Source organism: Niveispirillum sp. CC-CTL257 (assembly GCF_059489915.1).
On record NZ_JCAJXE010000003.1, the window covers coordinates 685046 to 706303 of the forward strand.

The following is a 21258-nucleotide window of genomic DNA, read 5'->3' on the forward strand; positions in this document are numbered from 1 at the left end:
ATGACGAACAGCGCCACCACCCAGATCAGCAGCGGCCTGATGGCCGGCAAGCGCGGCCTCATCATGGGTGTCGCCAATGACCGTTCCATCGCCTGGGGCATCGCCCAGGTCGCGGCCCAGCATGGCGCCCAGTTGGCCTTCACCTATCAGGGCGATGCGCTGCTGAAGCGCGTGAAGCCGCTGGCGGAACAGGTTGGTTCCGACATCCTGCTGCCCTGTGACGTGACGGATGAGGCCAGCATCGATGCTGCCTTCGAAACGATCAAGGAAAAGTGGGGCGGCCTGGATTTCGTGGTGCATGCCATCGCCTTTTCCGACAAGAACGAGCTGGACGGGCTGTACCTCAATACCACGCGCGGCAACTTCCTGAAGAGCCTGGATATTTCCTGCTACTCCTTCACCGCCGTCGCCCAGCGCGCCGTGCCCCTGATGAAGGAAGGTGGCAGCCTGCTGACCCTGTCCTATTACGGGGCGGAAAAGGTGATGCCGCATTATAATGTCATGGGCGTGGCCAAGGCGGCGCTGGAAGCCAGCGTCAAGTATCTGGCCAACGACCTGGGTCCGCAGGGCATCCGCGTCAATTCCATTTCCGCCGGTCCGATCAAGACGCTCGCCGCCAGCGGTATTGGCGATTTCCGCTATATCCTGAAATGGAATGAGCTGAATTCGCCGCTGCGCCGCAACGTCACGATCAATGAGGTCGGGAATGCCGGCCTGTTCCTGCTGTCCGACCTCGGCAGCGGCGTGACGGGTGAGAACCTGCATGTCGACAGCGGTTACCACACGGTCGGCATGGTGCAGGTCGATGCCGCCGTGGAGACCGGTAAGCTGCTGGCCGGCATGGGCGAGGGCTGATTTCAAAATGGCGGGCAACAGCTTCGGTACCCTGTTCCGGTTCACCACCTTCGGCGAGAGCCATGGCCCCGCCATCGGCTGCATCGTGGATGGGGTGCCGTCGCGCCTGCCCCTGGATGAGGCGTTCATCCAAACCTTTCTGGACAAGCGCAAGCCCGGCCAGAGCAAATATGTGACGCAGCGGCGCGAGTCGGACAGCGTACAGATCAAATCCGGCGTGTTCGAGGGCCTGACCACCGGCACGCCGATCATGCTGTTCATCGAGAACGAGGATCAGCGGTCCAAGGATTACGGGGACATCAAGGACAAGTTCCGCCCCGGTCACGCCGACTTCACCTATGATGCCAAATACGGCATCCGCGATTATCGCGGCGGCGGCCGTTCATCCGCCCGCGAAACGGCCAGCCGCGTGGCCGCCGGCGCCGTCGCCCGCCGTGTCCTGGAAACTGCCCCTGGCGGCGGGATCAGCATCCGCGCCGCCATGGTACAGATGGGACCGCTGAAGGTTGACCGGTCGCGCTGGGATTGGACCCAGGTCGATCAGAACCCGTTCTTCTGTCCCGATCCTGTGATGTCCGAACAATGGGCAGAGTATCTGGACGGTATCCGCAAGGCCGGCTCCTCCGTCGGTGCGGTGATCGAGGTCGTGGTCAGCGGCGTGCCCGCCGGGTGGGGGGAGCCGATCTATGACAAGCTGGACAGCGATCTGGCCCAGGCCATGATGACTATCAATGCCGTCAAGGGCGTGGAAATCGGCGCTGGCTTCGATGCTGCCTCCCTGACCGGTGAGGAGAATGCCGACCAGATGCGGATCGGCCCCGACGGCAAGCCGCACTTCCTGTCCAACCATGCTGGCGGCATCCTAGGCGGTATCTCTACCGGCCAGGATATCGTGGTTCGTTTCGCTGTCAAACCGACCTCCTCCATCCTGACCCCGCGTCAGACGGTGGATCGTTTCGGTAACGAAGCAGATATCCTGACCAAGGGCCGCCACGATCCCTGCGTCGGCATCCGCGCCGTGCCCGTGGGCGAGGCGATGATGGCCACCGTCCTGGCCGACCATTTCCTGCGCGCCCGCGCCCTGGGGCAATGAACATGCCACACCTGACCCAAGACCAGATCGATGCCTATCACCGCGACGGATTTCTGGTATTGCCGGGCTTCGCGTCTGACACGGATTGCGATGCGCTGATGGCGCAGGCGGCCCGGCTGGTCGATGGGTTTGATGCCGAGGCCCATGCATCGGTTTTCTCTACCGTGAACCAGCAGAAGACGTCCGACGATTATTTCATGTCGTCGGGCGACCAGATCCGCTTCTTCTTCGAGGAAGAGGCGTTTGATGCGGCGGGCCGTCTGCGTCAGGAAAAACATCTGTCGATCAACAAGATCGGCCATGCTATGCATGACCGCGACCCTGTGTTCGACCGCTTTTCCCGTGATGCCCGCCTGGGCGCCGTCGCCGGCGATATCGGCATGGAAAAGCCCCTGCTGATGCAGTCCATGTACATCTTCAAGCAGCCGCATATCGGTGGCGAGGTCGTGTGCCATCAGGACAGCACCTTCCTTTACACCGAACCGATGAGCGTCGTTGGTTTCTGGTTCGCGGTGCAGGATGCGACCCTGGAGAATGGCTGCATGTGGGCCCTGCCCGGCGGGCACAAGGCCGGTCTCAAAAAACGGTTCAACCGCAATGCCGACGGCGGCGTTTCGATGGAGGTGCTGGATGACAGCCCCTGGCCCGCCTGCACACCCGAAAATGGCTATGTCCCGCTGCCGGCCAAGCGCGGCACCCTGATCCTGCTGCACGGCCTGCTGCCGCATCTGTCGGGACCGAACCGGTCCGACAGATCGCGCCATGCCTACACGATCCATGTGGTTGATGGTGCCTGCGACTATCCGGCCAGCAACTGGCTGCAACGCCCCGCCCACGACCCGGCACGCGGCTTCGCCTGACCTCTTGCCACTTTGAGAGGGGCGCTTCACAGCCCCCTTGACTCGCACCCAAATATGTAACCTACTGGTTACCTATGAAGGACGATCTGTACCAGCTTGACGAGGCGGCAACCGATGCGGTGTTCCAGGCTCTGGCCAGCCGGGAACGGCGGCGGCTGCTTGACCTGATCCGGGGCAATCCCGGCTGCATCGTCGCCGATCTTCTGTCGGCATTCGAGATGAGCCGAATTGGCGTGCTGAAGCATCTGCGCGTGCTGGAGGAGGCGGATCTGGTCGTGTCGGAAAAGGCGGGGCGGGAGCGGCGGCTGTATGTCAACACCCTGCCGCTACGCGCCATCCACCGTCGTTGGTCGGATGAGTTCGATGATTTCTGGGCCGGCAAACTGCTGGACCTGAAGGAAAAGATCGAAGCGGGTTCATGACAGGGGGATATAATGGGGAATGACAACAAGAAGGTCTTCCGTACCAACATTAAAGGCTCGGTGGAGGCCATCTGGCGCGAACTGACAAAGACCGACAGTCCGCAGCAGGCAGTGTTCAACGCGCTGATGGTCAATACCGGCTTTCACACCGGTGCGGCGGTACAGATGCGCACCGCCGACCGCCGCCGTACCCTGGTGGTGGGGGAGGTACTGGAGTTTGATCCACCCCGCCGCTTCGCCCACACATTCCGCTTCACGCAGTTCGACGACGCCCCCTGCACCGTCATCTATGAGCTGTTTCCGCAAGCCGATGGTGTGGTCGAAGTGACCCTGACGGTGGAGAACATCCCGCACGGCACCCGCACCGCCAAGGAAATGGATCAGGGTGGCACCAACATCCTGGCGAACCTGAAATCTGTGGTGGAGACGGGCACGGTGCCATTCGGCACCCGCCTTATGTACGCGATGTTCGGCGTGATGGGCTTTGTCCTGCCCAAGCGCACGCTGGCGGAAAACTGGCCCTTGCAGGACCGCGACGCCGGCTGAAAGCTTCAACAGACCAAGACAGGGAGAGTGAAGAATGACCATGCGCAACTGGCTGGCGGCCATCGGCCTCATGCTCACCGTGCTGCTGGGAATGACCCCGGCACAGGCGGCGGATGCCGACCCGTTCGCCGATATTGCCGGCATTGTCGGCAAAAGCTGGCGCGGCGAGGGCACCGGCCCCGATGGCAAGCCGATGGTGGATCAGTCCCGCTGGGAATGGGCCCTGGGCGGCAAGGCCGTGCGCATCACCCATATCCTGGGCGATCTGTCCTATGGCGGGGAAACCCTGGTCTTCTGGGACAAGCCGCGTAAGACAATGATCTATCACTATTTCACGACCGCCGGCTTTCACACCCAGGGCGTGATGCGCGCCGATGGTCCGGGCAAGCTGGTGGCCGAGGAAGACGTGGCCGGGCATCCGAAGATCAGCAAGGTGCGCTCCACCCTGACCTTGAAGGACGGCGTCCTGACCAATCAGGCGGAGTTCCTGTCCGACGGCCAATGGGCGCCGGGCCACACCATCACCTATCGCGAGGCGACGACGGCAGAGCTGCCACCCTTCCCCAAGGCGCGGTGAGAGCACGTTACCGGCTGTCGAGCTTCAACTCGATCCGGCGGTTCAACGCCAGGGAGGCCGGGCTGTTGCCCGGCTCCAGCGGTTGAAATTCACCAAAGCCCGTGGCGGCCAGCCGTTCCGGCGGCACACCCATCTGCACCAGGAAGTTCACGACGGAGATGGCGCGCGCCGTCGATAGTTCCCAATTGCTGGCCCAGCGACCGGATTTGATGGGCACCACATCCGTGTGCCCGTCGACGCGCAGGATCCAGTTGATCTCCGGCGGCATCTGCGCCGCCAGTTCCAGTAGGGTCTTGGCCAGCCGACCCAACTGCACCTGTCCCGCTTCGCCCAACTCTGCCGAGCCGCTGTCGAACAGCACTTCCGACTGGAACACGAACCGGTCGCCGACGATGCGCACATCATCCCGGTTGCCCAGAATCTCGCGCAGCCGGCCAAAGAATTCGGACCGGAACCGCGCCAGTTCCGCCACTTTGCCGGCCAGCGCTGCGTTCAGGCGCTTGCCCAGCTCCGCGATCTGCACCTCCTGCTCCTTGGCCTTAGCTTCTGAGGCGTCCAGGCTGGTCACCAGTTGCTGAAGCTGGGCGCGCAGGGCGGCGATCTGCTGGTTCAACAACACCGCATCATTGCGGGCCGCCGCACTGATTCTGCGTTCTTCCTCCAGATCCCTGGTCAGGCCGGCGACCCGTTCATCCGCCGTGGCCGCTGCATCCGCCGTCCCGCCCATGGCATCAAGACGGGCCTGCAGCGCTTCCTTTTCCGCCAGGGTCGCGCGCAGCCGGTCGGTCAACTGCCCGAAATCGGCCTGCATGCGGGCATTACTGTCGCGTTCAAGGGCCAGGGCATCGGCCAGCTGTGCCACCCGGCTTTGCAGATCGGCCAGTTGCCGGTCGCGGCCTTGCAAGGCGCTGGTCAGATAGAACTGGCCCAGCACGAAGACCATCAGCAGGAAGATGACCACCATGGTCAGGCTGGACAGCGCGTCCACCCAGCCGGGCCAGATATCGACCTTCTCCCCCCGTGACCCGCGCCGCCGGACATAGGCCATGGATCAACGCTCCGTATCGCCCAGTGCGGCGACGGTCCGGGCCAGTATCTTGATCTCGCTGCGCAATTCCTGGGTGGATTGGATGCGCCCCTGCGTCGTCTCTTCCAACAGGCGGGCAGTATAAAGTTCCAGATTGCGGATATGGGCGCGCGTCGCCTCGTCAAGGCCCAGGCCGCCCCCATTGGACAGGCTCTCGGCCAGACGCAGCATCACCTGCTGATCGCTACGCATCTGGTCGGTCAGGGCGGCGATGCGTTCGGTCAGCTGCACTAGCTGCTGGTTCTGGAGCTTCCGCCCCTCCTCCGCACCGGCCATGGTGAATTGCAGCCGTTCGATATTCTCCGCCGTCTGTTCCAGAAGAGCCTGGATATAGACCGGTACAGAAGCGCCAACGCCAGCGACACCGCCCGCATCCCCATCGCCCAGCGCGCCACTGGACAGCCGCGTGATGCCAGCCAACCAATCCTCCAGCTCTGTATAGAACCGGTTCTGCGCCTGTCCCGCCTGTAATTCTAGAAATCCCAGGACCAGCGATCCCGCCAGCCCGAACAGGGAGGAGGAGAACGCCATACCCATGCCCGACAGCGGTGCCGACAGGCCGGCCTGCAGGTTCCCGAACACGCCGGCCACATCGGCATTGTCGAAACTGAGGCCGGAAATGACGGAGCCGATGGAAGATACGGTCTGCAAAAGGCCCCAGAAGGTGCCCAGAAGGCCGAGAAAGATCAGCAGGCCGATCAGATACTTCGATATCTCGCGGCCTTCATCCAGGCGCGTGCCGACCCCGTCCAGCAAGGACCGGCTGGCCACCGCCGACAGGGTGAAGCGTCCGCCCTGCCGTTCACCCAGCATGCGGGCCATGGGGGCCAGCAGGCGTGGTTGCCCATCCGCCGCACGGTTTGCGGTGAAGGCCTCCAGCCACGCTACCTCCGGCCCCAGCATGGTCACCTGCCGGAAAATGAACCAGATGCCCAGCAGCAGGGTGAACAGAATCAGGCCGTTCAGCGCCGGATTCGCCATGAAGGCCAGAGCCAGGGACGGCAGCAGCACCGCCGCGATCATCGCCACGGCCAATGTAAACAGGGCCATGCGGGTCAGGAACCGGCGCGGTGGGCTGGCCGGCGGCTCAGCCACGGGCGGTCGTTCCGGCGTTGTCAGGCGGCGGTCGGCGGACAGTGTCATGGGCGGATCACCAGATCGACGCGGTCAGCGGCGGCAACCGGTGCGGCGGCCCCGTCGGCCACCGTCATCCCCTCGGCAAAAACCAGAAGCCGCAGCGGGTCTAGGCCCAGTTGCACCAGCCGGTCGCGCAGGGCCCGGGCGCGCAGCAGCGCCATGCGGCGCGCATCTGTCGGACGGTTGTTCTTGGCACTGGCATAGGCGCGCAATTCAAGCCGTTCCGCGGGATGCGCCTTCAACCGCGCCACGACATCGGCCAGCACCGCATCGGTGCCTGGGGGCAGAACCTCCGCATCCGGTGGATAAAGCAAAGTGCTGCGTTCGGCTGGCATACGGGCCGGCTCTGGACCGGTCACGGATCCGGGAAAGCGGGATGCTGGAAGCTCCGTGACCGGTGACGCTGGAATGTCGCCTTGGTCCGGCGCTGCTGGCGTGGGCGGCAGGACCAGATCGGGCGTGGATGGCACGGCGATGGGTGCGCGTGCCGCCGACGGCGGCGGGCTGGCCGGCAGGGGGCCGATGCTGTTCTGCGCACCAGCACCCGAGATCGGGCCGAGAGCCAGAAACAGCGACAGAAGGGACAAGGAGGGGAAGCGCATGATCATGCCGACCAGGAAAACGGAAGATTATGGCCGCGCCATGTCACAGCAACGGGCCACCGCCGGAACGATAGCGGACAGCGGCGGGTCCGGCCACTCTTGTTGCGGGTCAACCACCGTTGGGCGGCGGCGGCGATGATCCGGCATGGGCGGGTGCCACCTGCTTCACTAACCCGCCGGCCAGTTCCAACAGCCGGTCCGTGGGCGCGCCATCCTTGATGGCCTGATGCAGAACGATCACGTCACCCGCCATGGTCAGCTTATGCTGTTCCACCCGATGATCGGCCTTGGCGCGGGCAATGGCCTCATTGGCGGCAGCCGTATCGGCAGCACCGCCCTTGAACATGGCCTGCACCGTCTCTACCAGCCTTTGCAGCACAGAATTCACCATGCTGGCCGAATAGCCACCCAGCAGGGCCAACAGGGGCTTGCCCAGCGTGGCTGTGCTGCCCGTGGGATTGCCCTGGGCGTCCAACGCCTCCGGCCCGCCCAGCGGCACCAGTTGCGAAATCAGAAGGCCGGCGATGATGCCCAGCACGATCCTAATCCAATAGGAACTATCCAGCCTGGGATCATAGGTGCCGGCCTGGATGAACCAGTAGGCGGTTGATAAAGCGTTGAAACAGGCCCCCAGCCCCGCCGCACTCATCAGGAAGATCAGCACATGCAGCAGATGCTCTGAATCGATTGTGTAAATATCCTGCCTGATGGTGGTGGCGTTGATATGCTCCGAAAGGCTGGCGAAGATGAAGCAGGCCAGGAAGAATATGGCGGCCAGCAGCAGCCGGCGGATATTCGGCAGCGGCCCGAAACTAGACCAGAAACGCCCGGCGAACGGATCATCGGCCAGCAGACGGATGGTGCGTGGGCTGGCCGGTGCCACCAGAGCTGCCAACTGATTATGCAGCTTTGCCAGATCCGCCAGCGGCGGCGGCGCCTCACCATCCAGGATCGACAAACGGGCAATGATATCGGCCGGCACCGGCGTGCCAGCACCAAGGGCATAGCGGATCATTGCGTCCACCTCCCGGCGCAATGACATGCTGATATCCGCCGCCATCCGTGCCGGCACCGCCGTGCCATCCCCATCCGTCATCACGTCCCCCATCCGAAGATAGGACAATCTAACTGTTTAGTTGCAAGCCAGGAAGCAAAACACACAGCCTTTGATACACGATGGAGAAATGACTGAAGTAGGTCAGGGTTGCTTGAACAGGCTTTTCGGATCGACATAGTTCTTCAATTGCCGCTGGCGTTCCCGTTCTTCCCACGCCTGATGCTTCTCGCGCTCACGGCGCTCAATGGCCTCCCAGGTTTGACGCCTTTCCGCCAGAAACTCATTCACTTCCTTGTTGCGCCGGTCCATCTCCCGTTGCCTTTTGCTGGGTTTGTCCCGTTCATAGTCGCAATTGTCGTAATAGCTGTAGTGTTGGTAGCCGCCATATCCCGATCCGTTGAACGCGGAGAGATCTGTTATGCAGCCGCCGCTCAGCATCACGGTGGCAAACGACAGAATGATCGGAACGGCACGCATGGCTGGCTACCTCCAACAGGATCGCCGCTGATTTGGCATACTCCTATTGGACCGTCGGCCTGTGGCGGAATGGCGTCCGAAATCGTCAAAATTAGGGATATCGTGAGCGACATCCCAATCATTCACGCAAAAAGGGCGATGGAAAAATCCATCGCCCCTCATTGCGCATAAAACAGCTTATGCGTCGCCTTCAGGGAATCTGGGTCTCAACACCGGTCTGGTTACGCGGTGGCGGCGGCGCTTCGCGTTCACGCCGTGCCTCCTCCTGTGCCTGACGACGCTGTTCCTGCATCCGGCGAGCATTCTCTTCCGCTGCCTCACGGCGATCATCATCTGCGCGCCGGCGGGCGTCTTCCTCGGCCTGTCGCCTTTGGTCCTGCATACGGCGCTCGTTTTCCTCGGCGGCGCGGCGACGGTCATTATCCGCCTGACGACGTGCCTCACTCTCAGCCTGGCGGCGCTGCTCCTCCATCCGACGGGCACCTTCCTCAGCAGCGCGGCGGCGATCATCATCCGCCTGACGACGCGCCTCACTCTGGGCCTGGCGGCGCTGCTCCTCCATCCGACGGGCGTTTTCCTCAGCAGCGCGGCGGCGGTCATCATCCGCCTGACGACGCGCCTCGCCCTCGGCCTGACGACGCTGCTCTTCAAGGCGACGACCGGCCTCCTCCGCCTCACGGCTGCGGTCATTATCGCGGCGTACTTCCTCCTGCGCACGGCGGCGCTGCTCCTGAAGGCGGCGGGCGGCGTCTTCGGCCTCCCGGCGACGGCGCATATCCTCATCCGACGGGCGCGGCGGTGGCTGCACGATGGGTGGCCGTTCATAACGGCGGCGCTCCTCCTCCGCACGGCGACGATCTTCCTCGGCGCGGCGGCGGGCATCTTCCGCGCGGCGGCGATCCTGCTCGGCGCGTGCCCGGTCACGATCGCGCTCGCGTTCCCATCGGGCGCGATCCCGCTCCCACTCGCGGCGGCGGCGCTCATGCTCCCAGTAAAGTTCGCGACGGCGCTGTTCCCAGAGATAGGCATCCCACCGCGCCCGGTCGCGTTCCATCTCCCAGATCATCCGGTCATAATCCGGATCGCGATAGGTTTCCTCGTAGTAGCCGCCACCGCCGCCACTGGTGCCGCTGTCGCTCCAGATGATGGCACCGCCCGATCCTCCGCCGCTGCCGCGCACAGCCGGAAGGGTGGCCGGCGTGCTGACCATCAGGGACAGCAACTCCTTGCGTTCCTCTGCGGTCAGGGCGCGGGCCGGGGTATTGGTGGCGGGGTCGCCAGCACAGATACGGCGGAACTCCTCCACACGCGGGCTCGACAGGGGGACATTGGGCCAGACATCCGGGGCCAGCGACGACAGTTCAAGGACAAGCCGCAGTTGTTCCGTCGCCTCATCCGCCGTCAGGGCACGACCCGGCACCCCGGCATCGGGATTGCCCATGCAGATCAGGCGCAGTTCGGAGAGGCGCCAGGAACCGGCGGCAATCTGCCGGTTCCGCATCTCCCCCTCCTTGATGGCGGGATTGGCAGCGCAGGCGCCAAGGCCCAACAACAGGGCAGCGGCGAATGAAACGGGCAGGAAACGGCTTCGCATGATTATTGGCCCCGGAAGGCAGTCACCGGCGCTCTCCGCCGGCTACTCCATTTGGCGTGCCACGGATGGCGGAATTGAGACGGAACAGCAGCGTTTCTAAGACGCCGCAAGATGGGTCACGGCGTGAGCAGGCGAATACCCAAATAGACCGCTTCCATCAACAGGATAGCTGCCCCCATCAACCGCAAGGCATTGGCATTTCGCTGCCATGGATAGGCATGGTAGGAGCGCTGCTCACCCAGATAGCGGTCATATCCTTCGCGCATCCGAGCCTCAATGCGCCTGATCTGCCATTGCGGGGCAAACAGACCGAAAAGGGCCGTAATCGTCGACGGAATAAGCAGAGCCAAGTGGGTGTCCATGCGGCACTCCTTGTGGTTGGAAACAGTCCAACAGGCTATCAACACCCGTCGGCGTCCACAGCTTACATATGGGAAAGGGCTATTGCTGCAAACATCATTGCCGCGCCTGTCAATCCACGACGGAAAACTCCCGGGGTCGAACTGCAACAGGCCAGAAGATGGAAGATTTGCCACAACTTGGCAGATTGCCTGCCGGTGTTACAACAATCTTCTACCGCGCAACGGCATAATCTGCTGTTAACGCCCACATGTCTGAATTTGCCGTTTCTATGTCATTCAGGACATGACGAATTAGGCCTATTCTTCCCCCATCACCCCCTGACGGGGCGTATCGGAGAAGAAAATGAGCACGCAGAATTCCAAGGGCACGGCCCTTGTCACGGGCGCATCCGCCGGTATCGGCGCCACCTATGCCGACCGTCTGGCCCGCCGCGGTTATGATCTGATCCTGGTGGCACGCGATGCTGCCCGGCTGGAAGCGCTGGCCTTGCGCCTGCGGGCGGAAACCGGACGCGCGATCGATGTCCTGCCTGGCGATCTGGGCAACGCTGCCGGCCAGGATATCGTTGCCAAACGGCTGGTCAGCGATGCCACCATCACCTTGATTGTGAACAATGCCGGCCTGGGCCCCAATGGCCCGGCACTGTCCAGCGCGCCCACCGCCTATGACGCCATGCTGGCCCTCAATGTCGCGGCATTGCAGCGCCTGACCCTGACCGCCGCCCATGTGTTTGCGGCCAAGGGGGCCGGCACCATCATCAATATCGCGTCTGCAGTCGCCATGCTGCCGGAACGGTTCAATGGCCCCTATGTGGCGACCAAGGCCTTCGTTCTGGCCCTGACACAGGCCCTGGCCGCCGAAACCGCCGGCAAGGGCGTAACCTTCCAGGCCGTCCTGCCCGGCTATACCAGGACGGAGATTTTCGAACGCGCCGGCATCGACCCGTCCGTCCTGCCCCAGGACATGGTGATGGAAGTGGGCGATCTGGTGGATGCCGCCCTGTCCGGGCTGGATCAGGGTGAGTTGGTCACCATCCCCTCCCTGCCCGACCCTGCCGATTGGCAGGCGTTTGAGGCCGCGCGGATGAAGATCGCCGGCAATGCCTCTCGCAACAAGCCTGCCGTCCGCTTCGGTGTGGCGAGCACTTAAGCTGTTCCCACATTCCGTTCATGATCGGCCAGCCGTCGCATCATCTGCGGCGGCTGGCCGAAGCTGCGCAGGAAGGCGCGACGCATGCGTTCGCGGTCGGCAAAGCCGGTCTCGCGCGCGATGATCTCCATCGGCAAGCGGCCTTCCTCCATCATGGCGCGCGCCGCCTCCAGCCGAAGGTTCTCAACGGCTTTCGCGGGCGACTGCCCCGTCTCCTGCCGGAAGACGCGGCTGAACTGCCGGGGTGACAGGCTGGCAGCGTCGGCCAGTTCCTCCACCGACAGCTCGTTGCGCAGATTCTCCTTGGCATAGGTCAGGGCGCGGCGCACCCGGTCTGATTTCGGCTCCAGTTCCAGCAGGGTGGAGAACTGCGATTGCCCGCCGGGCCGGCGCAGATAGACCACCATGGCCCGCGCCACCGACCGCGCCATCTCCCGGCCCAGATCTTCCTCAAGCAGAGCCAGGGCAAGGTCGATCCCCGCACTCATCCCGGCGGAGGTCCAGAGATTGCCGTCCTGGATGAAAATCCGGTCCTCCTCCACGCGAACCTTGGGAAACCGCGTGGCCAGCGACCGTGCATGGCCCCAATGGGTGGTGGCTCGCCTGCCATCCAGCAGCCCAGCCTCGGCCAGCAGGAAGGCGCCAGTACAGATGCCCGCCACCCGCCGCGACCGCGTCGATGCTGTCCGCAGGTAATCCAGCAACGCCGATGGTGCCGACTTAGCCAGCAGTGATCCCGTCGTGATGGTCGTGTCATGGAACACGTCACCCACCGCCGCCGTCTCGATCCCGAAACCCAGGGAATTGCGCACGCGTCCCCCGGTATCCGACAGCATATGGATGTCATAATGGGCCTTGCCGCCCAGCAGATTCGCCAGTTCGAACACCGACAGGGCGGCCAGCCCCATCACCTGGAACCCATCGAACACCAGGAACCCGACAGAACGCATGACCTGAAATCCATATAAACAACAAATCAGGTCATAAATAACCCTGCGCCGCCTTTCCTGTCAACCGACCGCTGCGACCCAGCACCCGGATGACCAGGATCGCCAACGCGATCCCCAGACCCAGCCAATAGACCGGCCCCTGCCCCACGCGCTTGCCCATGGAGACGGTGAAGGCCGTCCAGACGTACCAGCCGCCGATCAGATGCAGCCAACCCCAGGCCTTTGGCCCCAGCAGTGCCATCATCCGGTCAAAGGATGTCAGCGTCATCAGCAGGATCATGACATAGGCCCCGCCGCCGGCCACCACCGTCATCCGGTTGGTCAATTGCAGGAACAGCACATAGTCGAGGTTCATCAGGGCCAGGATGCCCACCAGGTGGATCAGATGCGATACGGCGAACGACACGCCCAGATAGCGACGCTGCCGCCGCAGCCAGCGCGTGGTGGGGGATGGCAACAGCCGCACCAGGCTTGACGCGGTGAAGGCCAGCCCGAATAGCAGCAGCGATGTCCAGGCTGTCAGCTGGATCACCCAGCGCGCTTGATGAACCGGATCGGGCGCGGCCAGCACTGCCCCACCGGACAGCAGCAGAAGCAGGACGGCAATCAAGCCCGTCAGCCCCCATCCGTTCAAAGGCGATCCGTTACTCAAGAGCATGTGGGCCTTCCCCCTTGTTCTTTCCGTTATGACGCCGGCAAGTCAGCGCGGAAACGGAGAAGACTTCTATCAGCACTCATTAATTGTTAACTATGTCTTCCCGATGGCGTTACCCCGGTTGATACGCATGACCACGAACAGCCCTGCTCTTGAAATTCGCAGATTGCGCAAGTCCTACGGCGAGAAGGAGGCGGTCAAGGGCATCGATCTGACAATCCAGCCGGGCGAATTCTATGGTCTGCTGGGGCCCAACGGGGCCGGCAAGACCACAACCCTGAAAATGGTGGTCGGTCTGCTGACCCCGACATCGGGCAGCATCGTTGTGTTCGGCGTGGATAACCAGACCAATCCCGTTGCCGCCAAGCGGCAGATCGCCTGGCTGCCGGATGAGCCGATGCTCTATGACAAGCTGACGCCCCTGGAATATCTGGAATTCGTGGCAGGCCTCTGGGGCATTGACGCCCGCACCGCTGCGTCACGCGCGGAGGAGCTGCTGACCCGGCTGGAGTTGTATGATCATCGCAATGAACGCTGCGAAGGCTTCTCGCGCGGCATGAAGCAGAAGGCGGCCCTGGCCGGTGCCCTGATCCATGATCCCCGCCTGCTGATCCTGGACGAACCCCTGACGGGCCTGGACGCCGCCATCGCGCGCCAGGTGAAGGACCTGCTGGCCGAACGGGCCAGGGCTGGCTGCACCATCATCCTGACCACCCATATCATGGAGGTGGCGGAACGTCTGGTTGACCGTATCGGCATCATCCAGCACGGACAATTGCTGGCCGAGGGCACTCTGGCGGAGCTGCGGCAGCGGCACGGCCGCGACGGCGCTTCGCTGGAGGAACTGTTCCTTGATCTGGTCTCCGGCAAGGCGGTGGCCGCATGATCGCCCTGACACCGGGCAGCATGCCCTGGCTGCTGCGGCATGAACTGCGACTGGCCTTCAGGACGAAGAAGACGGGCCCCTGGGCTTGGGCCATTCTGATTGTCGGTATCCTGTTCATGCATGGCGTCGGTTTCCTTTCCGCCTTCGGGTTCGGAAAGATGAAGCTGTCGTCGGAGAATGTGCAGATGATCTTTGGCGGCATGGGCCTGTTCAGCATGGCGATCATGCTGTCCGTCTCCATGCAATTGACGGTCAATTCCATCTACACACGCGGCGATATGGACCTGCTTTTGTCCTCGCCGATGCGACCGGGGGCGATCCTGCCCATCCGCCTGCTGGCCATCGCCCTGGCGGTGATGGGCACGACGCTGGCTATGGCGGCATGTTTTATGAACCCAAGCGCCATTATGGTCTCGGCCCGCTGGCTGATCGGCTATATCACCCTGCCTGCGCTCTGCCTGCTGGCCGTCACGGTCTCCTTCCTGATCGTTCTAGGTCTGGTGAAGATGATCGGGGCGCGGCGGGCGCGGACCGTAGCCCAGGTGCTGGGTGGCGTTATCGGCATCGGTGCGGCCCTGGCCGCCCAGATCCCCAACATGAACAATGCCGCCGACAAGGCGACAAAGGCCAAGAACTTCCAGGCCATGGCCGAATTGGCTGACAATCCTGCCCTGATGCCGCTGCGCTGGTTCGGCGCTGCCGTGACAGGGGAGCCGGGGCCGCTGCTGCTGCTGGTCCTGCTGTCCTTCGGCGGCTTTCTGCTGGTGACCATCTTGCTGGGTCCGGCTTTCGTGCGCAGCGTGAATGCCGCCGCCGGCACCGACCTGACGGCCCGCCCCAAGCGCGAAACCAAATCTGTTCCCCTGTCCATGCGCGTTCGTGGCGTGACCGGTTCCATTCTCTGGAAGGAATGGCGCCTGATCCTGCGCGACCCCAGCCTGCTTACCCAGGTTGCCTCTATCCTGCTGGTCGCCGCCCCCATCGTGCTGCCCAGCATGGGCAAAAGCATCAGCACCGCGTCCGGTGAGGTCATGGCGCTGGGTTGGATGGGTATTGTTCCCGTGGCGGGCCTGCTGGCCGGCGCGCTGGTCTGGCTGGCTTTCGCGGGTGAAGATGCGCCCGACCTTCTGGGCACCGCCCCGGTCGGCGCGCGGCGCATGCTGCGCGACCGGCTGCTGGCCGCCGCCGTCCCGTCCCTGATCATCGCCACGGGGGTCAGCTTCTATGTGATCACACAGACGCCCTGGTCCGGCCTGATCCTCTGGCTGGTCTGTCTGCTGTCGATCAGCCTCTATCTGCTGATGGACATGCGGCAGGGCCCGGTGCTGGGCGGGCGCAAGGCGTTTCAGAAACGCTACCAAAGCAACATGGTCGCCCTGTTCGGTGAGATGCTGCTGGGTTTCGCTCTGTTCGGCCTGGGCTGGCTGGCCCTGAAATTCCTGGCCCCGCTTTGGGCGATCCCACTGCTTCTGGCCGCAAACGGGGGTGCGCTGGCCGGATTGCTGCTGCAAAAACGCGGAGAAGATTGATAAATGGCGGGCGGTGCCTTACTGGCCCGCCCGCCATCCCCGTCACAGGTTCCGCGCGATCACCAGTCGCTGAATATCGCTGGTCCCCTCATAAATCTGACAGACGCGGACATCCCGATAGATGCGTTCCACCGGGAAATCCTCGACATAGCCATAGCCGCCGAAGGTCTGGATGGCGTCGGAACAGACGCGTTCGGCCATTTCCGATGCGAACAGCTTTGCCATCGATGCTTCCTTCAGACAGGGCTGCCCCGCCCCGCGCAGGCTCGCCGCATGCAGCACCAGCTGGCGCGCCGCCTCGATCCGCGTTGCCATATCGGCCAGACGGAAAGACACGGCCTGATGCTCAATGATGGCGACACCCATTGAGGTCCGGTCACGGGCGTAATCGCGCGCCGCCTCGAACGCCGCCTGCGCCATGCCGACGGCCTGTGACGCGATGCCGATGCGCCCGCCTTCCAGGTTGGCCAGCGCGATGCGGTAGCCTTCCCCCGGATTGCCCAGCATGGAAGATGCCGGCACACGCGCATCCTCCAGCAGGATTTGCGCTGTGTCGGAACTGCGCTGGCCCAGCTTGTGCTCCAGCCGCGCCACCTTGTATCCCGGATTGTCGGTGGGCACCAGGAAGGCGGAAATCCCCTTCTTGCCCGCCGCCGGATCGGTGACGGCAAAGACCAGGGCCACGCCCGCATGCTGACCATTGGTGATGAACTGCTTGGCACCGTTCAGCACATAGTGATCGCCATCCTTCACGGCCCGCGTCTTCAGGGCCGATGCGTCCGACCCCGCCTGCGGCTCCGTCAGGCAGAAAGCACCCAGCATCTGCCCCGCCGCCATGGGGCGCAGATAGCGTTCCTTCTGCGCCGTGTTACCGAACTTCAGGATAGGGGCGCAGCCGACGGAATTATGCACGCTCATGATGGTGGAGATGGCACCATCGCCCGCCGCGATTTCCTCAATCGCCAGGGCGTAGGACACGGCATCGGCCCCGGCCCCGCCCCATTCCTCGGGCACCACCATGCCCAGAAGGCCCAGTTCACCCATCTCTCGCAGCTCTTCTGCGGGAAAACGGCTGTCCCGGTCACGCTCGGCGGCACCGGGGGCCAGCCGTTCGCGGGCGAACTGCCGTGCCATGTCGCGGATCATGGCCTGTTCTTCGGTGAGGATCATGTTCGTTTCCCGCCCTGGCCGCTGCCGTTACACCAGTTCGACCGCCATGGCCGTCGCCTCACCGCCGCCGATGCACAGCGAACCGACGCCGCGCTTCAGCCCGTGCTTCTTCAGCGCATGCAGCAAGGTTACCAGGATACGCGCACCCGACGCACCGATCGGGTGCCCCAGGGCACAGGCTCCACCATGCACGTTCACCTTCTCATGCGGCAGGTCCAGTTCCTTCATGGCCGCCATGGCAACCACGGCAAAGGCCTCATTGATCTCAAACAGGTCCACATCTTTGGCGGTCCAGCCGGTCTTGGCGAACAGGGACTGCATGGCACCAACCGGGGCCGTCGTGAACCAGGCCGGAGCCCGGGCGTGGCTGGCATGACCCACGATGCGGGCCAGCGGCGACAGGCCGCGTTTATCCGCTTCCGACGCGCGCATCAGCACCAGGGCGGCCGCTCCATCGCTGATGGAGCTGCTGTTGGCCGCCGTGACGGTGCCGTCCTTGCGGAAGGCGGGCTTCAGCGTCGGGATCTTGTCCGGACGGCCCTTGCCGGGCTGTTCGTCACGCGACACGATACTGTCACCGCCCCGGCCCTTGACCGTGACCGGAACCACCTCCTTATCGAAGGTGCCATCCTCCACGGCGGCTTTTGCACGGCGCAGGCTTTCCAGGGCATAGGCGTCCTGTGCCTCCCGGGTAAAGCCGAAATGCGCCGCCGTATCCTCGGCATAGGTGCCCATGGCGCGCCCGCGCTCATAGGCGTCTTCCAGACCGTCCAGCGCCATATGGTCATACATGGTGGCATGGCCGTAACGATAGCCGCCGCGCGCCCGGTCCAGAAGGTAAGGCGCGTTCGACATGCTTTCCATGCCCGCCGCCACCACGATATCCGCACTGCCGGCCAGGATCAGATCATGGGCCAGCATGGTGGTCTTCATGCCGCTGCCGCACATCTTGTTGAGCGTGGAGCAGGTGACAGACAAAGGCAGGCCGGCACCCAATGCCGCCTGACGGCCCGGTGCCTGGCCCTGGCCCGCCTGCAGCACATTGCCCATCAGCAGTTCCTGCACGCTGTCGCCGGAAATCCCAGCCCGTTCCACCGCTGCCTTCACGGCAACAGCGCCCAACTGGGCCGCCGTCAGGCCGGACAGGTCGCCCATCATCCCGCCCATGGCGGTACGGGCGGCGGACACGATCACGATGGGGTCGGTCATGGCATTCCTCTGGCGTCGATATTGATTGGTTGGGCACAGCGTAGACTTGTCGCTTCCGATCAGCCATAACCGTTGCGATCAAATTTCCTGATCACTTATGTCAATATTGAATAGGTTGGTAAGGTGGATAAGGGCAGTGTTTCCATCCATTTCGTGGCGGGCGCCCTGCAAGGGGTTATCGCACGTGGAATGGCGGTGGAACCGATCCTGCGCAAGGCAGGGATCGACCCTGCCTTGTTATCCCAGCCCACGGCCCGCGTGCCGGTCCATGCCCATGCCGCCCTGCTGCGCATCCTGGCGCAGGTGCTGGACGATGAATTCTTCGGCCAGGACAGCCGCCGCATGAAGGTCGGCAGTTTCGCACTCTCCTGCCTGCTGGCGTTGGAGGGTGGTGGCGATGTCGGGGGTGCCCTGGGCCTGCTTTGCCGTGCCTATAACACTTTCTTCGATGATCTGCGGGTATCCGTGCGGCGCGACGGGCGACGGGCCGCCCTGGAAATCGCGCCCACCCGGCCGGGCCACACACTTTCGGTCTTCGCCGTCGAAACCCTGTTTGTGTATATGCACGGCATCGCCTGCTGGCTGGCCCGCCGCCGCATCGCGATTGAAGAGGCGATCTTCCCTTTCCCAGAACCGCCGCATGGCTCGGAATATTTCGTGCTATTCAGCACGCAACTGCGCTTTTCACAGGATCATTGCCGCCTGTGGTTTGATGCGGGCATCCTGTCCCTGCCCGTGGCGCAGGACCGGCGATCGGCCAAGAGCTTCCTCAATCAGGCCCCCGAGAGTTTCCTGGTAAAGTACCGCAACCCGGACGGTTTCGGCCGGCGCGTCGCCAATCTGCTGCGCCGCCGCCCCCCCACCGACTGGCCGGGGGCGGATGAAGCGGCGGGACTGCTGCGCTGTTCGCCCGCCACCCTGCGCCGCATGCTGCGCCAGGAGGGCACGTCGTATCAGGCCATCAAGGACCGGCTGCGCCTCGATCTGGCGCGTCAGGCCCTGGCCCGCCCCGAACTGTCCATCGCCGATATCACGGCCCAACTGGGCTTCGCCGAACCCGCCGCCTTCAACCGGGCCTTCCGGCAATGGACAGGGACGACACCGGCGCGGTATCGGCGGGGAGCTTAGATTTCGACGTGACCGCCCAGTTCCACCACGCGGTTCAGCGGCAGGTGGAAGAAGTCGGCGGTGGTGGTGGCGCTGCGCATCAGGAAGGCGAACAGCTCCTCCCGCCACGGGGCCATGCCCGGCTCCGCCGACGGCACCACCGTCTCGCGCGTCAGGAAGTAGGAGAAGCGCAGCGGTTCATAGTCGAAGCCCAGGTCCGTGCGCTTGGCATTGGCAAGGGCCTTGGGCACGTCGGGGTCATCCATGAAACCGCAGAACATGGTGACGCGGAACACGTCGTCGCGCAGCTTCTCCGACACGATCCGTTCGCCGATGGGTACGCGCGGCCGTTCCACCACCTTCACCGTCATCACCACCACCCGCTCATGCAGCACGTGGTTGTGCTTCAGGTTATGCAGCATGGCCAACGGGACGCCGTCCGGGTCGGACGTCAGGAACACGGACGTGCCGGGCACGCGGGAGATGCGGGACGACAGGGTGCCCAGGAATTCCTGTAGGGGCATGGCGCTGTCGCGCAGCTTGGCATGCAGCAGCTTGCGCCCCATCTTCCAAGTGGTCATCAGCGTGAAGGCCAGAAGGCCGGCGGCCAGCGGAAACCAGCCGCCATGCGTGATCTTGGTCGCCGTCGCCAAGAAATAGGCCATATCCACGGCCAGCAACAGCACAAAGAACCCGACCGCGAACTTGCCGTTCCAGCCCCAGCGGTTGAAGGCCAGCAGCGCCACCAGGGTGGTGGTGATCATCATGGTGCCGGTCACGGCCACGCCATAGGCCGAGGCCAGATTGGTCGAACTGCCGAACCCCAGGACCAGCGCCACCACGGCCAGCATCAGCGCCCAGTTGATGAAGGGCATGTAGATCTGCCCCATCTCTTTCTCGGACGTATGGATGATGTTCATGCGCGGCAGATAGCCCAGCTGGATAGCCTGCCGCGTCACGGAGAAGGCGCCCGAAATCACCGCCTGGCTGGCGATGATGGTGGCGAGTGTTGCCAGCATGACCATGGGCATGGCCGACCAGGCCGGCCCCATGAAGAAGAACGGGTTGGACGCCGCCTCCGGGTTGGTCAGCAGCAACGCGCCTTGTCCGAAATAATTCAGCATCAGGGCCGGCCAGACCAGCATGTACCAGGCCAGACGGATCGGCCCGCGCCCGAAATGGCCCATATCGGCGTAAAGCGCCTCCGCCCCCGTCACCGACAGTACCACGGACCCCAGAGCCAGGAACCCGATCCAGCCGTCGTGGGCCAGGAAGGCGACGGCGTAATGCGGCGACAGGGCCGCCAGTACCCCCGGTGCCTTGCCAATATTGCTGATGCCCAGGAATGCCAGCACCAAGAACCAAACCATCATGATAACGCCGAACGCCCCGCCCAGCGCCGCCGAACCTTTTGACTGGATCGCGAACAGGGCCACCAGGATTGCGATGGCGATGGGCACGGTCCACGGGGCCAGATTGGGGGCCGCCACCTGCAGGCCCTCCACCGCCGACAGAACCGAAATGGCGGGCGTAATGGCGCTGTCGCCATAGAACAGGGCCGCTGCGAACACGCCCAGCGTGCCGGCCAGGGCCGTCATCTGTGGGTTGCTGGACAAAGCCTTCTGCAACAGCGCCAGCAGGGCGAACGAACTGCCCTCGCCCTCATTGTCGGCGCGCATGATGATGGCGACATACTTGATCGACACCACCAGCATGACCGTCCAGAAGACCAGCGACAGCACACCCAACACATGCATCCGATCCACCGGCAACGGATGCGGGCCGGCGAAGGCTTCTTTCATCGCGTAAAGCGGGCTGGTGCCGATATCGCCGAACACCACGCCGATCGCAGATAAAAACAGGGCGCCGAAGGAGGAACGCGGCGCGTCATGCGCCGCACTGGCCGAATGCCCCACGGTGAATTACCCCTGTC

At 63.8% G+C, this 21258-nt stretch carries 22 protein-coding genes; 10 read left to right on the forward strand and 12 right to left on the reverse strand.

Features of this window, described 5'->3' with window-relative positions; translation table 11 throughout:
- From fabI to ABC729_RS19775, 6 genes are all read left to right on the forward strand, one after another.
- Entirely contained in the window at window positions 1-855 is an 855-nt protein-coding gene (fabI, locus tag ABC729_RS19750; protein WP_495609317.1) for an enoyl-ACP reductase FabI, read from the forward strand.
- Window positions 856-862: 7 nt separating this feature from the next.
- Window positions 863-1948 carry a chorismate synthase gene (gene aroC / locus ABC729_RS19755; protein ID WP_495609318.1) on the forward strand — a complete coding sequence of 362 codons (1086 nt, stop codon included), beginning with the start codon at window positions 863-865 and terminating at the stop codon, window positions 1946-1948.
- Between the two features lie 2 nt (window positions 1949-1950).
- Complete coding sequence (locus ABC729_RS19760; protein ID WP_495609319.1) at window positions 1951-2808, forward strand: phytanoyl-CoA dioxygenase family protein; 858 nt, start codon at window positions 1951-1953, stop codon at window positions 2806-2808.
- Window positions 2809-2882: 74 nt separating this feature from the next.
- Entirely contained in the window at window positions 2883-3230 is a 348-nt protein-coding gene (locus ABC729_RS19765; protein WP_495609320.1) for an ArsR/SmtB family transcription factor, read from the forward strand.
- 12 nt (window positions 3231-3242) lie between these two features.
- Window positions 3243-3776: an SRPBCC domain-containing protein gene (locus ABC729_RS19770; RefSeq protein WP_495609321.1), complete on the forward strand. Its 534-nt coding sequence runs from the start codon at window positions 3243-3245 to the stop codon at window positions 3774-3776.
- 34 nt (window positions 3777-3810) lie between these two features.
- The gene (locus ABC729_RS19775) at window positions 3811-4353 is read left to right on the forward strand and encodes a hypothetical protein (protein WP_495609322.1); all 543 of its coding nucleotides are present in this window, start codon (window positions 3811-3813) and stop codon (window positions 4351-4353) included.
- A gap of 7 nt (window positions 4354-4360) precedes the next feature.
- Here the strand turns inward: ABC729_RS19775 and ABC729_RS19780 are convergent, their stop codons facing one another.
- From ABC729_RS19780 to ABC729_RS19810, 7 genes are all read right to left on the reverse strand, one after another.
- On the reverse strand, window positions 4361-5401 hold the full coding sequence (locus ABC729_RS19780; protein WP_495609323.1) for a peptidoglycan -binding protein: 1041 nt from the start codon (window positions 5399-5401) through the stop codon (window positions 4361-4363).
- A gap of 3 nt (window positions 5402-5404) precedes the next feature.
- Window positions 5405-6583: a flagellar motor protein MotA gene (locus ABC729_RS19785; protein WP_495609324.1), complete on the reverse strand. Its 1179-nt coding sequence runs from the start codon at window positions 6581-6583 to the stop codon at window positions 5405-5407.
- Complete coding sequence (locus ABC729_RS19790) at window positions 6580-7179, reverse strand: OmpA family protein (protein WP_495609325.1); 600 nt, start codon at window positions 7177-7179, stop codon at window positions 6580-6582. The genes ABC729_RS19785 and ABC729_RS19790 overlap by 4 nt, the downstream gene beginning before the upstream one ends.
- A 109-nt stretch (window positions 7180-7288) precedes the next feature.
- Window positions 7289-8275, reverse strand: a complete 987-nt coding sequence (locus ABC729_RS19795) for a hypothetical protein (protein ID WP_495609326.1) — start codon at window positions 8273-8275, stop codon at window positions 7289-7291.
- 102 nt (window positions 8276-8377) lie between these two features.
- Window positions 8378-8713 (reverse strand): hypothetical protein, encoded by a 336-nt coding sequence (locus ABC729_RS19800; protein ID WP_495609327.1) that lies wholly within the window; start codon window positions 8711-8713, stop codon window positions 8378-8380.
- Window positions 8714-8903: 190 nt separating this feature from the next.
- The gene (locus ABC729_RS19805) at window positions 8904-10307 is read right to left on the reverse strand and encodes a hypothetical protein (RefSeq protein WP_495609328.1); all 1404 of its coding nucleotides are present in this window, start codon (window positions 10305-10307) and stop codon (window positions 8904-8906) included.
- Window positions 10308-10423: 116 nt separating this feature from the next.
- Window positions 10424-10669, reverse strand: coding sequence for a hypothetical protein (locus ABC729_RS19810; protein ID WP_495609329.1), 246 nt, complete (start codon window positions 10667-10669; stop codon window positions 10424-10426).
- Window positions 10670-11012: 343 nt separating this feature from the next.
- Here ABC729_RS19810 and ABC729_RS19815 point away from each other — a divergent pair, with 343 nt between their 5' ends.
- Window positions 11013-11819, forward strand: coding sequence for an SDR family NAD(P)-dependent oxidoreductase (locus ABC729_RS19815; protein WP_495609330.1), 807 nt, complete (start codon window positions 11013-11015; stop codon window positions 11817-11819).
- Here ABC729_RS19815 and ABC729_RS19820 read toward each other — a convergent pair.
- Both ABC729_RS19820 and ABC729_RS19825 read right to left on the reverse strand, forming a co-directional pair.
- The gene (locus tag ABC729_RS19820) at window positions 11816-12769 is read right to left on the reverse strand and encodes a GlxA family transcriptional regulator (protein ID WP_495609331.1); all 954 of its coding nucleotides are present in this window, start codon (window positions 12767-12769) and stop codon (window positions 11816-11818) included. The two genes, ABC729_RS19815 and ABC729_RS19820, sit on opposite strands and share 4 nt — an antisense overlap.
- Before the next feature lie 31 nt (window positions 12770-12800).
- Window positions 12801-13427: a hypothetical protein gene (locus tag ABC729_RS19825; RefSeq protein WP_495609332.1), complete on the reverse strand. Its 627-nt coding sequence runs from the start codon at window positions 13425-13427 to the stop codon at window positions 12801-12803.
- 127 nt (window positions 13428-13554) lie between these two features.
- Between ABC729_RS19825 and ABC729_RS19830 the strand changes: the two genes are divergently transcribed.
- Window positions 13555-14310 carry an ABC transporter ATP-binding protein gene (locus tag ABC729_RS19830; protein ID WP_495609333.1) on the forward strand — a complete coding sequence of 252 codons (756 nt, stop codon included), beginning with the start codon at window positions 13555-13557 and terminating at the stop codon, window positions 14308-14310.
- Entirely contained in the window at window positions 14307-15839 is a 1533-nt protein-coding gene (locus tag ABC729_RS19835; RefSeq protein ID WP_495609334.1) for an ABC transporter permease, read from the forward strand. The genes ABC729_RS19830 and ABC729_RS19835 overlap by 4 nt, the downstream gene beginning before the upstream one ends.
- A 42-nt stretch (window positions 15840-15881) precedes the next feature.
- On the opposite strand, the gene ABC729_RS19840 is transcribed toward ABC729_RS19835, so the two are convergent.
- The gene (locus tag ABC729_RS19840; RefSeq protein ID WP_495609335.1) at window positions 15882-17009 is read right to left on the reverse strand and encodes an acyl-CoA dehydrogenase family protein; all 1128 of its coding nucleotides are present in this window, start codon (window positions 17007-17009) and stop codon (window positions 15882-15884) included.
- A gap of 27 nt (window positions 17010-17036) precedes the next feature.
- Window positions 17037-18218 carry an acetyl-CoA C-acyltransferase gene (locus ABC729_RS19845; protein WP_495609336.1) on the reverse strand — a complete coding sequence of 394 codons (1182 nt, stop codon included), beginning with the start codon at window positions 18216-18218 and terminating at the stop codon, window positions 17037-17039.
- 123 nt (window positions 18219-18341) lie between these two features.
- Between ABC729_RS19845 and ABC729_RS19850 the strand changes: the two genes are divergently transcribed.
- The gene (locus ABC729_RS19850) at window positions 18342-19346 is read left to right on the forward strand and encodes an AraC family transcriptional regulator (RefSeq protein WP_495609337.1); all 1005 of its coding nucleotides are present in this window, start codon (window positions 18342-18344) and stop codon (window positions 19344-19346) included.
- Here the strand turns inward: ABC729_RS19850 and ABC729_RS19855 are convergent.
- Window positions 19343-21241, reverse strand: coding sequence for a potassium transporter Kup (locus ABC729_RS19855; RefSeq protein ID WP_495609338.1), 1899 nt, complete (start codon window positions 21239-21241; stop codon window positions 19343-19345). The genes ABC729_RS19850 and ABC729_RS19855 overlap by 4 nt on opposite strands.
- Between the last annotated feature and the right edge of the window lie 17 nt (window positions 21242-21258).